The organism is Pararhizobium gei, assembly GCF_029223885.1.
In the GTDB taxonomy this organism is placed as follows: Bacteria; Pseudomonadota; Alphaproteobacteria; order Rhizobiales; family Rhizobiaceae; genus Pararhizobium; species Pararhizobium gei.
Window position 1 is genome coordinate 682219 of sequence record NZ_CP119409.1, and the last position, 12444, is coordinate 694662.

Annotated in this window: 11 protein-coding genes; 10 read left to right on the plus strand and 1 reads right to left on the minus strand. The window is 60.7% G+C overall.

All coding sequences use genetic code 11. From position 1 onward, the window contains the following. The first annotated feature begins 95 nt into the window (after nt 1-95). Both PY308_RS03170 and murJ read left to right on the plus strand, forming a co-directional pair. Entirely contained in the window at nt 96-2942 is a 2847-nt protein-coding gene (locus PY308_RS03170) for a [protein-PII] uridylyltransferase (protein ID WP_275787981.1), read from the plus strand. After that, a complete protein-coding gene (murJ, locus tag PY308_RS03175) occupies nt 2939-4528 on the plus strand; it encodes a murein biosynthesis integral membrane protein MurJ (RefSeq protein ID WP_275787983.1) in 1590 nt (529 codons plus the stop codon). The genes PY308_RS03170 and murJ overlap by 4 nt, the downstream gene beginning before the upstream one ends. Nucleotides 4529-4569: 41 nt before the next feature. Here murJ and PY308_RS03180 read toward each other — a convergent pair whose 3' ends face one another. Further along, nucleotides 4570-4998, minus strand: coding sequence for a YcbK family protein (locus PY308_RS03180; protein ID WP_275787986.1), 429 nt, complete (start codon nt 4996-4998; stop codon nt 4570-4572). 435 nt (nt 4999-5433) lie between these two features. Between PY308_RS03180 and trpS the strand changes: the two genes are divergently transcribed. From trpS to PY308_RS03220, 8 genes are all read left to right on the plus strand, one after another. Beyond that, on the plus strand, nt 5434-6501 hold the full coding sequence (trpS, locus tag PY308_RS03185; RefSeq protein ID WP_275787988.1) for a tryptophan--tRNA ligase: 1068 nt from the start codon (nt 5434-5436) through the stop codon (nt 6499-6501). Nucleotides 6502-6555: 54 nt separating this feature from the next. Then, nucleotides 6556-7047, plus strand: coding sequence for a universal stress protein (locus tag PY308_RS03190; protein ID WP_275787992.1), 492 nt, complete (start codon nt 6556-6558; stop codon nt 7045-7047). 140 nt (nt 7048-7187) lie between these two features. Then, nucleotides 7188-7754, plus strand: coding sequence for a NifU family protein (locus PY308_RS03195; protein WP_275787993.1), 567 nt, complete (start codon nt 7188-7190; stop codon nt 7752-7754). A 46-nt stretch (nt 7755-7800) separates the two neighbouring features. Next, the gene (gene tsaB, locus PY308_RS03200) at nt 7801-8466 is read left to right on the plus strand and encodes a tRNA (adenosine(37)-N6)-threonylcarbamoyltransferase complex dimerization subunit type 1 TsaB (RefSeq protein ID WP_275787996.1); all 666 of its coding nucleotides are present in this window, start codon (nt 7801-7803) and stop codon (nt 8464-8466) included. Between the two features lie 10 nt (nt 8467-8476). Further along, on the plus strand, nt 8477-8974 hold the full coding sequence (locus tag PY308_RS03205; RefSeq protein ID WP_275787998.1) for a GNAT family N-acetyltransferase: 498 nt from the start codon (nt 8477-8479) through the stop codon (nt 8972-8974). Between the two features lie 140 nt (nt 8975-9114). Continuing rightward, nucleotides 9115-9903 (plus strand): lyso-ornithine lipid O-acyltransferase, encoded by a 789-nt coding sequence (olsA, locus tag PY308_RS03210; RefSeq protein WP_275787999.1) that lies wholly within the window; start codon nt 9115-9117, stop codon nt 9901-9903. Between the two features lie 48 nt (nt 9904-9951). Then, nucleotides 9952-11352, plus strand: coding sequence for a tRNA (N6-isopentenyl adenosine(37)-C2)-methylthiotransferase MiaB (miaB, locus tag PY308_RS03215; RefSeq protein WP_275788001.1), 1401 nt, complete (start codon nt 9952-9954; stop codon nt 11350-11352). Nucleotides 11353-11380: 28 nt separating this feature from the next. Further along, nucleotides 11381-12436 carry a PhoH family protein gene (locus PY308_RS03220; protein WP_275788004.1) on the plus strand — a complete coding sequence of 352 codons (1056 nt, stop codon included), beginning with the start codon at nt 11381-11383 and terminating at the stop codon, nt 12434-12436. Nucleotides 12437-12444: the final 8 nt, after the last annotated feature.

Below are 12444 nucleotides of genomic sequence, written 5' to 3' on the forward strand. Positions count from 1 at the left end.
GCTACAGTCCTGTCTACTCTTTGACAAAAGGTCTATAGCGCATGCACACGCAGCGGCTCGCAGAGCCTGCCGGACAGGAAGACGGTCGGCATTTGATGACCCCACATGAAACCGCGTTCCCGGATATTCTGAACGTCAAGACGTTGCAGGCAAAGTGCAGTTTCATCGCTTCGGCCCATGCCGAACATCGTGACATGATGCGCCAGGCCTTGCTGGCGGCCTTTCGTCAGGCCAATCTGGAGGGCCGCGAAAAAGCGCGGTGCCTGCTGGATCAGGACGGCAGCGGGCTCAAATGCGCCGAGCGGATTTCATGGCTGCAGGATCAGTTGATCACCGTCCTGCACGAATTCGTGCTGAATGAAGTGTTCGATGCGGCCAAGGCGGATGCCTGGACCCGCATCGCCGTAACCGCCGTTGGCGGCTATGGCCGTGGAACGCTGGCGCCCGGCTCGGATATCGATCTTTTGTTTCTCCTGCCGCTGAAAAAGGCGGTCTGGGCCGAGCCGGCGATCGAGTTCATGCTCTATATCCTCTGGGATCTCGGCTTCAAGGTCGGTCACGCGACGCGCACCGTCGATGAATGCATTCGCCTGTCGCGCGGCGATATGACGATCAGGACCGCGATCCTCGAAACGCGCTATATCTGCGGCTCGAAGGAACTGGCGGAGGAACTGGAAACCCGCTTCGATACGGAAATCGTCAAGAATACGGGGCCGGATTTCATTGCCGCCAAGCTCGCCGAACGCGACGAACGCCATCGCAAAGCGGGGGATACGCGTTATCTGGTCGAGCCCAATGTGAAGGAAGGCAAGGGCGGCCTGCGCGACATTCACACGCTGTTCTGGATCGCCAAATATTTTTACCGCGTCAAAGACCAGGCCGATCTCGTCAAGCTTGGGGTGCTGTCGCGCCAGGAATACAAGCTCTTTGAGAAATCCGACGATTTTCTCTGGGCCGTGCGCTGCCACATGCATTTCCTCACCGGCAAGGCGGAGGAGCGCCTGTCCTTCGACATCCAGCGGGAGATCGCAGAGGCGCTCGGCTATCAGGACCATCCGGGGATGACCGCCGTCGAGCGCTTCATGAAGCATTATTTCCTGGTGGCGAAGAATGTCGGCGATCTCACGCGCATCTTTTGCGCGGCCCTCGAAGACCAGCAGGCCAAGCAGCTTCCGGGTTTCACCGCGGCGCTCAGCCGGTTCACCCATCGCATCCGCAAGATCGCAGGGACCCTGGAGTTCGTCGATGACGGCGGCCGCATCGCCCTTGCGAGTTCGGATGTCTTCAAGCGCGATCCGGTCAACCTCATCCGCATCTTCCATGTTGCCGATATCAACGGTCTGGAATTCCATCCCGCCGCCCTGAAGCAGGTGACGCGCTCGCTGCGGCTCATCACGCAGCCTGTTCGCGACGACGAGGAGGCAAACCGCCTCTTCGTCTCCATGCTCACCTCGCGGCGCGATCCGGAACTGATCCTGCGGCGGATGAACGAGGCTGGCGTGCTCGGACGGTTCATCCCAGAATTCGGCAAGATCGTTTCGCTGATGCAGTTCAATATGTATCACCATTATACGGTGGACGAGCATCTGCTGCGCGCCGTGGATGTGGTGTCGCGTATCGACCAGGGCCGTGACGTGGAACTGCATCCGCTCGCGGCGAAGCTGATGCCGGGGATCGAAGATCGCACGGCTTTGTTCGTCGCCGTCTTTCTCCACGATGTGGCCAAGGGCCGTCCAGAGGATCACTCCGCAGCCGGAGCCAGGGTTGCCCGCAAGCTCTGCCCGCGCTTCGGCCTTAACGCCAAGCAGACGGAAACGGTTGCCTGGCTGATCCAGGAGCACCTGACCATGTCGATGGTCGCCCAGACGCGCGATCTGAACGATCGAAAGACGATCATCGATTTTGCCGAAAAGGTGCAGTCGCTCGATCGATTGAAGATGCTGCTGGTGCTGACGATCGCCGATATCCGCGCCGTCGGGCCGGGCGTCTGGAACGGCTGGAAGGGCCAGCTTCTGCGCACGCTTTATTACGAGACGGAACTGCTTCTCTCCGGAGGGTTTTCGGATGTGCCGCGCAAGGCGCGTGCCGAACATGCCGCAGACATGCTCTACAACGCCCTGTCGGACTGGAGCCAGAAAGACCGCAAGGCCTATACCAAATTGCATTATCAGCCTTATCTCCTGTCGGTACCTCTGGAAGACCAACTGCGTCATGCAAAATTTATTCGCGAGGCCGATAAGGCCGGTCGTGCGCTGGCAACCATGGTCCGCACGCACCAGTTCCATGCGATCACCGAAATCACCATTCTGTCGCCGGACCATCCACGCCTGCTGGCCGTTATCGCCGGGGCCTGTGCCGCAGCGGGCGCCAATATCGTGGACGCGCAGATTTTCACGACCTCCGATGGCCGGGCGCTCGATACGATTCTCGTGACCCGCGAGTTTTCGGTCGATAGCGACGAGACGCGCCGGGCGGGAAACATCGGAAAAATGATCGAGGATGTTCTATCCGGCACCAAGCGGCTGCCGGAGGTGATCGCCAGTCGCACGAAACACCGCAAGCGCAACAAGGCCTTTACAGTGCCGCCTGCAGTCATCATTTCGAACAGTCTCTCCAACAAGTTCACGGTCATCGAAGTGGAATGCCTCGATCGCACCGGCCTGCTTTCGGAGATTACCGCCGTCCTCTCGGATCTCTCGCTCGACATCGCCTCTGCGCATATCACCACCTTCGGCGAAAAGGTCATCGATACGTTTTATGTGACGGATCTTGTCGGCCAGAAAATTACCAACGAGGGTCGGCACGGCAACATCGTGGCGCGCCTGAAAGCGGTCATGTCCGACGAGGCCGATGAGGTGCGCGATCGCATGCCATCGGGCATGATCGCGCCGCAGCACACCCGGACGGCAGGCGGCGCTAAAAAGACGAAAGCCGACACATGAGCCTTGTGCGGAAATTCATGACCGTCGGCGGCGCGACGCTGGGAAGCCGCATCTTCGGTTTCGCCCGTGAGACACTGATGGCGGCGGCACTCGGAACGGGGCCGATGGCCGACATCTTTTACGCCGCGTTCCGGTTTCCCAACCTCTTTCGCCGGCTGTTTGCCGAAGGTGCCTTCAACGCCGCCTTCGTGCCGTTGTTTTCCAAGGAGATCGAGGCGAATGGCAAGGAAGGCGCCAAGCGCTTTTCCGAGGAAGTTTTCGGCGTCCTCTTTACCCTGCTCCTGCTGATCACCATCGTCATGGAACTGTCCATGCCGCTTCTGGTGCGCTTCGTCATCGCGCCGGGCTTTGCCGACGATGCGGCGAAGTCGGAACTGACCGTGCGCATGGCCATGGTGATGTTCCCCTATCTCATGTGCATGTCTCTGACGGCGATGATGAGCGGCATGCTCAATTCACTGCATCATTTCTTTGCCGCCGCCGTCGCACCCATCTTCCTCAACCTGGTCATGATCGGTGCGCTCATCTATGGGCTCTACACCGGTGCCGATCCGCTCACGACGGCATGGCATCTGTCCTGGGGCGTGCTCGTCGCCGGCGTTCTGCAACTGGCCGTCGTCTATATGGGTGTTCTGCACGCCGGCATGAGCATCGGCCTGCGTTTTCCCCGCATCACGCCCAATGTCAAGCGGCTGCTTATTCTCGCCGTGCCGGCCGCCATCACCGGCGGCATCACGCAGATCAACCAGCTGATCGGCCAGGCGATCGCCTCGGCGCAGGACGGCGCGATCTCCGCCCTGCAATATGCCGACCGCATCTATCAGCTGCCGCTCGGCGTCGTCGGCATTGCCGTCGGTGTGGTGCTTCTGCCGGAATTGTCGCGCGCCCTGAAGGGCGGTCACCTCGCTGAAGCGGGCAATTTGCAGAACCGCTCGATCGAATTTGTCCTGTTCCTCACTATTCCCGCCGCCTTTGCGCTATGGATTCTCTCGGACGAGATCATCCGCGTGCTTTACGAACGCGGCGCGTTTCAAGCGCAGAACACCGCCGTCGTCGGCTCCATCCTTGCCATCTACGGTCTCGGCTTGCCGGCTTTCGTGCTGATCAAGGCTTTGCAGCCCGGTTTTTACGCCAGAGAGGACACACGCACGCCCATGCGGTTCTCCGGCATTGCCGTTGCCGTCAATTGTGCTCTGGCGGTAACGCTGTTTCCCCGTCTCGGGGTGCCGGGCATTGCCATTGCCGAAGCTGCGGCCGGCTGGCTGAGCACCGTGCTTTTGTTCGTCACGCTTTTGAAGCGCGGCCATCTGGTCTGGGAATGGGCGCTGGCGCGGCGCACCGCGCTGCTCGTCGTCGCCGCAGCCATCATGGGCGGCGCGCTCTACTCCCTGCGGTCGGTGTTTTCCGCCTCGCTTGCCACCGGCGTGCCGCTGCTGACAAAGATCGGAACGCTCGGCCTGTTGATCGGCATCTCCATGCTCATCTACTTCGCCGCAGCCTTTCTCATCGGCGGGGCCGATCTCGGCATGATCCGGCGCAATCTCAGGCGCAAGGCCGCAAAAACCCCGCCGCCGGAACCTGAATAGCGGCCGGAAGGCTTCGATCAGAACCGCTCGATGGCTTTGGCTCAGCAATGCGTCCAGTGCCGCTTCGGACCGATGTCGACATGGATGATGCCGTTGCAGTATCGGCCGATGCCGCCGATGCCGGGCGCGGTTCTTGCTGCGGCAAGAACCTTTCGCTCCGAAACGCCGGAAACCCTGATATCGGCTGCACGGCAATGGCGGTGCTGCGATTTCGACCGGTTGGCATGGGGTCTGTGGCCGGAGGTCACGACCGGGCGATGACCGGTCTGGCGGGCAATATGGGCAAGAATGCCGTGAAGCTGTGTGGAAAAGCAGCCGGTTTTCACGGATCCGGTCTGGACGCTATAGGCGGCCGTCATTTGATGCTCTTTGAGCTTCACCTTTCTTGCTGTTCCGTCAGCCGCCCCAGCGGCAGCGGCAGACGACAGTGCCAGAGCGGCGGCCAAAAGAAATGGAAATATTTTACGCATTACAAGTCCCTTTGGCCGGTGCCGGACGATGTCTCGAACGGGGCAGGCTACTTCGGCCGGGGGTGCCGGGGCGTCTTCTGGAAGGCGCGATGTGAGCGGATGAGACCGGCCATAAGTGCCATCGTCTCGCGATGCCAGGGTAATTCAACTTAAAATGTAGCAATTTTATGGAATTTTATGCTCTTTATCGGCCCTGATTGCGCCCCGATTGCGCCGAATTTCTTAAGAAGGGACGGTGCGGCTGGGTATAAAAATCCAAAGCGGCTTCACTCATCGGCAGCCCCGATGCCCAGGGAGCGACGGTAAGGTCGCTCCTTCCACGTCCTCTCGCAACAGTGGCGATGCGGTGCCTCTTGATCCTCGGGCCGCCTGTGTGCATAAGCGCCGCCAACAGCAACAGAGGCCGGGCCCTCCACAAGCCCGAATGAGGACACCATGTCAGATTTCAAGCCGCTCGTTTTTTCCGGCGTCCAGCCGACAGGCAATCTCCATCTTGGCAATTACCTGGGCGCGATCCGCAAGTTCGTGGCGCTGCAGGACAACAATGATTGCATCTATTGCGTCGTCGATCTGCACGCGATCACCGCGCAACTGGTGCATGAGGATATGCCTGGCCAGATCCGCTCGATCGCCGCCGCCTTCATTGCAGCCGGCATCGATCCGAAGAAGCACATCGTCTTCAACCAGTCGGCGGTGCCGCAGCATGCCGAGCTTGCCTGGATCTTCAACTGCGTCGCCCGCATCGGCTGGATGGAGCGCATGACCCAGTTCAAGGACAAGTCCGGTGGCAAGAACGCAGAACAGATGTCGCTCGGACTGCTTGCCTACCCCAGCCTGATGGCCGCCGACATCCTCGTCTACCGTGCAACCCATGTGCCCGTTGGGGACGACCAGAAGCAGCATCTGGAGCTGGCCCGCGATATCGCCATGAAGTTCAACATCGACTTCATGGAGCACATCCGCAAGACTGGACACGGCATCGACATCAAGGTCGGCGATGAGCCCGTTCATGCCTATTTTCCCATGGTCGAACCGTTGATTGGCGGCCCGGCGCCGCGTGTCATGAGCCTGCGCGACGGCACGAAGAAAATGTCGAAATCCGACGCATCGGACCTCTCGCGGATCAACCTGATGGACGACGCCGACACGATCTCGAAGAAGATCCGCAAGGCCAAGACCGATCCGGATGCCTTACCGGGCGAGGTCGAGGGATTGAAAGGCCGCGCCGAGGCCGACAATCTCGTCGGCATATACGCAGCCCTGGCCGATACGTCCAAGGCTGATGTGCTGCAGCAGTTCGGCGGGCAGCAATTTTCCGTGTTTAAGCCGGCCCTTGTCGATCTGGCGGTGACTGTGCTTGCACCGATCTCGACCGAAATGCGCCGATTGATGGATGATACCACGCATATCGACTCTATCCTGCGCGACGGTGGCGAGCGGGCCCGGGCGCGGGCGGAAGTCACCATGAAACAGGTCCGGGACATCGTCGGCTTTCTGCAATAATCGGCCGTAAAAGAACTCTTGCGGCCTTCAATATCGAGTGTAAGAGTCCCGCCCATGGTTTCAACACGACTTTCACGATTGGAAGGTCACCGCCGCAAGTTCATGGCAGTGATCGATGACACCCCGGAATGCGGCCGGGCGGTTCATTATGCCGGCATGCGTGCCAGAAATTCCAGCGGTGGCCTCGTCCTGCTGTATGTGATCCCTGACGGCGATTTCCAGCAATGGCTGGGGGTCGAAGGCATCATGCGGGCTGAAGCACGGGCGGAGGCCGAGGCGACCCTTGCGAGGATAGCCCAGACGGTTCGCGAAACGATCGGCATCGAGCCGGAAATGGTCATCCGCGAAGGAAGTGCCGCCGAGCAGATCTACGGTCTGATCGAGGAAGACCGCGACATTGCGATCCTGGTTCTGGCCGCAGGCTCCACGAAGGATGGCCCCGGCCCGCTTGTTTCGTCGATTGCCGGAAAGACGGCGGCGTTTCCGATTCCCGTCACGGTCATTCCGGACATTCTGACGGATGCGGAGATCGATGCGTTGAGCTGAAGTCGTCGTCGCGTTTTCATTGAGGGCGGCAGCCAAACGGCGTGCCGGCTCTCTTGAAGCCGGCGTCCAAACGGCTTATATTCTTTTGAATAATTCTAAAATGGCTGGTCGAAGCGATCCCGGCCGACCCGGAGAAAACCATGTTCATCCAGACCGAAGCGACCCCGAACCCCGCAACCTTGAAATTCCTGCCCGGCAAAGTGGTCATGGAGAACGGCACGGCGGAGTTCCGCGATGCTGAAGAGGCGGCTGCCGGTTCGGCGCTGGCATCGCGCCTGTTTCAGATTCCCGGCGTGACCGGCGTCTACTTCGGTTACGATTTCATCACGGTGACCAAGGAAGCCCAGGAGTGGCAGCACCTGAAGCCCGCCGTCCTCGGCTCGATCATGGAACATTTCATGTCCGGCCAGCCGGTCATGGCCGTGCAGACGCGGGCTGAAGAAAGCGATCAGGACGGCGAGTTCTTCGCCGAAGGTGACGAAACCATCGTCGCCACGATCAAGGAACTGCTCGAAACCCGCGTTCGTCCAGCCGTTGCCCAGGATGGCGGCGACATCACCTTCAAGGGTTTTCGCGACGGCACAGTCTTTCTCAACATGAAAGGCGCCTGCTCCGGCTGCCCGTCTTCGACGGCGACGCTGAAGCATGGCGTGCAGAACCTGCTGCATCATTTCATTCCGGAAGTACAAGCCGTCGAAGCCGTCTGAGCGAGCATTCATCCGTGTTGCATCCAGGCCTTGAAGGTCGATACCCATGAACGTGCTTGCCATCGACACGGCCGGCACGGCCTGCTTTGCTGCGATCTATGACAGCGAAACCGATCGGCTGAGCGGTTCTGCGGGCGCCGATATAGGGCGTGGGCATGCCGAACAATTGATGGGCTTTATCGACGGGGCACTTGCTGCGAGCGGACGGCAACTGGGCGACATCGATCGTATTGCAGTCACCATCGGCCCGGGTTCTTTCACCGGCATCCGCGTCGGCGTCGCCGCCGCACGGGGTTTTGCGCTGGCGCTGCGCGTGCCCGTGGTCGGCGTTTCAACGCTGGCGGCACTGGCCGGATCGGCGGGCAAAATGTATCCTCGGTTGCCGGTTCTTGTTGCCATGGATGCCAAACGCGACGAACTTTATTGCCAGATATTCGAGCCCGATGGCACGCCGCGCACCGGACCGCAGGTGCTGGAAATCATCGAGGCAAAAAAACTCCTGCAGAATTTCGAAGGCGTTATCTGCGGTTCTGCGACACGGCATCTGACGCAGACTCCCCTGCCTGGGGTCGCGCAGATCGATGCCGTCGATACTGCTGTGGTGGCGCGTCTCGGCGCGATGGCCGATCCGCAGGGCAACAGGCCAAGCCCGCTCTATCTGCGCGGGCCCGACGTCAAGTCGCAATCAGGCTTCGCCGTGGCAAGGGTTTAGGGCCATGGGAATGGCGCTGACGGATTATTTCACACGCAAGCCGGAATTCGAGATCGTTCCGTTGGAGCCGGCCGATCTTACAAAGGCGGCTGCCATCCACGCGGCCTGTTTTTCCTCACCGTGGAGCGATGGCGAACTGCATGCGCTGCTGGTTCAGGATGCGGTCTTCGGCTTCGTCGCTCGACAAAGCAACGCCTCTGGCCGTCCGGCTGCCGGTGGATTCGTGCTTGCCCGGGTCGCCGCAGGCGAGGCCGAAATTCTGACGATTGCGGTCGAGCCGCGGTTTCTGCGGCTCGGTCTCGGCTGGCGACTGATGCGTGCTGCCATGCGCAAGGCGCGGGACCAGGCCGCCGAGGCAATGTTCCTGGAAGTTGATGAAACCAATGCCGCGGCAATCGGGCTTTACCGGAAACTCGGTTTTACCAAAGTCGGCGAGAGGCGCGCCTATTATCGGGACGCCGCGGGCGCCAGGACTGCGGCCCTTGTCATGCGTCTCGATCTTGACTAGCGCTGGCTGATCTGAAGAGGAACGCATTTGCAACGCCAGAACCGAGACATCCGGAAACACGGCATCAGGCAACCCGCGATAATGTCCGACGGGATAGGCTGCGATGGCGGCGCCGGCTTGCGCGACCGGAGCGTCGGCGCGTGATCAGCTGGCTGCGCGTGGTGCTTTGCATGCTGGTTCTGGTTCTGTGCACCCTCGTTCTCGTCCCGTTGCAGCTGTTTTTTCTGTGGTGTGACACACCACAGCGCCGGAAAGTGCCGCGTCTCTGGCATCGGCTGGCCTGCCGCATGATCGGCATCCGCGTTCACGTCCACGGCATGCTCGACCGGCAGCGGCCGCTGTTGCTGATTTCGAACCATGCGAGCTGGAAGGACATCCTCGTGCTCGGTTCGATCGCGGATGTCGCTTTCGTGGCCAAATCGGACGTCAAGTCCTGGCCGGTTTTCGGTCTGCTTGCCCGCCTGCAGAAAACCATCTTCATCGCGCGGGACCAGAAGCGCTCGACCGGCAATCAGGTCAACGAGATCGGCAGCCGTCTGGCGGGCGGGGAGGTGGTCGTTCTGTTTCCGGAAGGAACGACCTCGGATGGCAACCGGCTTTTGGAGATCAAGACCTCGCTGTTCGGCGCCGCCGCCGCGGCCGTGCCGCTGTCGCCGACCGGTGTGGTGCATGTCCAGCCCGTCGCCATTGCCTATACCGGCATTCACGGCATGCCGATGGGACGCTATCACAGGCCGGTCGCGGCCTGGCCCGGAGACATCCCCCTCGCTCCCCATCTGCTGGGCATTCTCCACGAGGGCGCTGTCGATGTCGATGTCATCTTTGGCGAGCAGATCACCTATACCGATCAGAGCAACCGCAAGCTCGTCAGCCGCGAAATCGAGAAAAGCCTGCGATCCATGCTGTCGCTGAAGCTGCGCGGGCGCTGATCCCGATGAGGGCTTCAATTTTGCCCGTCTTTGCTCTATGGAACCGCCATGACCCAGGAAACAGCAGTTTTGTCCGCAGCGCCCGAAACAGCGCTCGAAGGCACTCCGGTCCGCAAGGTTTTCGTGAAGACCTACGGCTGCCAGATGAATGTCTACGATTCCGACCGGATGACGGATGCGCTGGCCAAGGACGGCTATGTCTCGACCGATGTCATGGACGATGCCGATCTGGTGCTGCTCAACACGTGCCACATTCGGGAAAAGGCGGCCGAGAAGGTCTATTCGGCCTTGGGCCGTCTGCGCGATCTAAAGAAGAAGAAGGCAAGCGAGGGGCGGCAGATGATGATCGGCGTTGCCGGTTGCGTCGCCCAGGCCGAAGGCGACGAGATTCTGCGCCGCTCTCCGGCCGTCGATCTCGTCATCGGCCCCCAGACCTATCATCGGTTGCCCGAAGCGCTGAAGCGCGTGAAGCGCGGTGAGCGCGTGCTGGAAACGGACTACGCCATCGAGGACAAGTTCGAGCATCTGCCGGCACCCGACAAGGCGAAGACCAGGGCAAGGGGCGTTACCGCCTTTCTGACCGTGCAGGAAGGCTGCGACAAGTTCTGCAGCTTCTGCGTCGTGCCCTATACGCGCGGTTCGGAAGTGTCCCGACCTGTCGTCCAGATCGTCCAGGAGGCACAGAAGCTCGTTGACGCCGGCGTGCGCGAAATCACGCTGCTCGGCCAGAACGTCAATGCCTGGCACGGCGACGGTCCGAACGGTGAAAGCTGGGGGCTTGGCGAGCTTCTGCATCGTCTTGCGGCCATCGAGGGGCTCGCCCGCCTGCGCTACACCACAAGTCACCCGCGCGACATGGACGACGGACTGATCGCCGCGCACCGCGACCTGCCGCAACTCATGCCCTATCTTCATCTGCCCATCCAGTCGGGGTCCAATCGCATTCTGAAAGCCATGAACCGGCGCCACACGACAGACGAATACATTGCGCTGATCAACCGTATCAAGGCGGCGCGCCCCGATCTCGCATTGTCGGGCGATTTCATCGTCGGCTTTCCCGGCGAAACCGACGCGGACTTCGAAGATACCCTGCGCCTTGTCGAAGCCGTTGGTTATGCACAGGCATTTTCCTTTAAATATTCGACCCGCCCAGGCACGCCCGGCGCGGATCTCAAGGAGCAGGTGCCGGAGGCGGTAAAAGCCAAGCGGTTGGAAAGATTGCAGGCTTTGCTTCTAAAACAGCAGAACGACTTTGCCCGCCAGTGCATCGGCAAGACGATCGACCTGCTTTTGGAGAAGCCGGGCCGCATGCCCGGCCAGTTAATCGGCCGATCGCCATGGCTGCAGTCGGTGAATGTTGATGCAAAGTCATCGCAAATCGGTGACATTATAAAGGTACGAATCACTGCTGCGGGCCCTAACAGTCTGTTTGCCGAGGTGGTAAGCTAGGGAAACGCCAGCTAAGGAGCCTTACCGCTTGAACGGACACGAATTGGTTTCATCTTCGCCGCGCCAGTCGAAAACATCCGCGACAGACGTCAATCACTTCGTGCTCACTTTCGAGAACAATCGCTTCGCCAGCGAACTGTTCGGTCAGTTCGATCAGAATCTCAAGCTCATCGAGCAGCGGCTCAAGGTCGATGCGCGGCCGCGTGGCAATTCGGTTTCCATATCGGGCGAAGTCGTCGCCACCAACCAGGCCCGGCGTGCGCTCGATTATCTCTACGGACGTCTGCAGAGCGGCAGCAGCGTCGAAGCCTCCGATGTTGAAGGTGCCATCCGCATGGCCGTTGCCGCCGATGACCAGCTGCAACTTCCGACACTGGAGAAAAAGGCCAAGTTGAACCTGGCGCAGATTTCCACCCGCAAGAAGACGATAGCGGCCCGCACGCCGACTCAGGACGCCTATATGCGGGCGCTGGAGCGTTCCGAACTCGTCTTCGGGGTGGGCCCTGCCGGTACCGGCAAGACCTATCTCGCCGTTGCCCATGCCGCCCAGCTTCTTGAGCGTGGGGCTGTCGATCGCATTGTGCTGTCACGCCCCGCTGTCGAAGCCGGCGAGCGGCTCGGCTTCCTTCCCGGCGACATGAAAGAAAAAGTCGACCCCTATCTGCGCCCCCTTTATGACGCCCTCTACGACATGATGCCCGGCGACAAGGTCGAGCGGGCGATTACTGCCGGGGTTATCGAAATCGCGCCGCTTGCCTTCATGCGCGGCCGAACCCTGGGGAATGCCGCCGTCATTCTCGACGAGGCGCAGAACACGACATCGATGCAGATGAAGATGTTCCTGACGCGTCTTGGCGAAAACGGTCGCATGATCGTCACCGGCGATCCGAGCCAGGTCGATCTGCCGCGCGGTGTGAAGTCGGGCCTCGTCGAGGCGCTGCAGATCCTGCGTGGCGTGGAGGGTGTTTCGGTTGTCCGCTTCAAGGACGTGGATGTCGTGCGCCATCCCATGGTTGCGCGGATTGTTCGTGCCTATGAGGCACAGACCGCAGTTCACGACGAAAGCGAGCAGGGTGACCGCTAACGCCCGTA

Bases quoted from the DNA above. Each gene is read 5' to 3' on its own strand.
- murJ (WP_275787983.1), top strand. From the start codon at position 2,939: ATGAGCCTTGTGCGGAAATTCATGACCGTCGGCGGCGCGACGCTGGGA.
- PY308_RS03180 (WP_275787986.1), bottom strand. From the start codon at position 4,998: ATGCGTAAAATATTTCCATTTCTTTTGGCCGCCGCTCTGGCACTGTCG.
- PY308_RS03170 (WP_275787981.1), top strand. From the start codon at position 96: ATGACCCCACATGAAACCGCGTTCCCGGATATTCTGAACGTCAAGACG.
- PY308_RS03195 (WP_275787993.1), top strand. From the start codon at position 7,188: ATGTTCATCCAGACCGAAGCGACCCCGAACCCCGCAACCTTGAAATTC.
- PY308_RS03190 (WP_275787992.1), top strand. From the start codon at position 6,556: ATGGTTTCAACACGACTTTCACGATTGGAAGGTCACCGCCGCAAGTTC.
- trpS (WP_275787988.1), top strand. From the start codon at position 5,434: ATGTCAGATTTCAAGCCGCTCGTTTTTTCCGGCGTCCAGCCGACAGGC.
- PY308_RS03205 (WP_275787998.1), top strand. From the start codon at position 8,477: ATGGCGCTGACGGATTATTTCACACGCAAGCCGGAATTCGAGATCGTT.
- tsaB (WP_275787996.1), top strand. From the start codon at position 7,801: ATGAACGTGCTTGCCATCGACACGGCCGGCACGGCCTGCTTTGCTGCG.
- miaB (WP_275788001.1), top strand. From the start codon at position 9,952: ATGACCCAGGAAACAGCAGTTTTGTCCGCAGCGCCCGAAACAGCGCTC.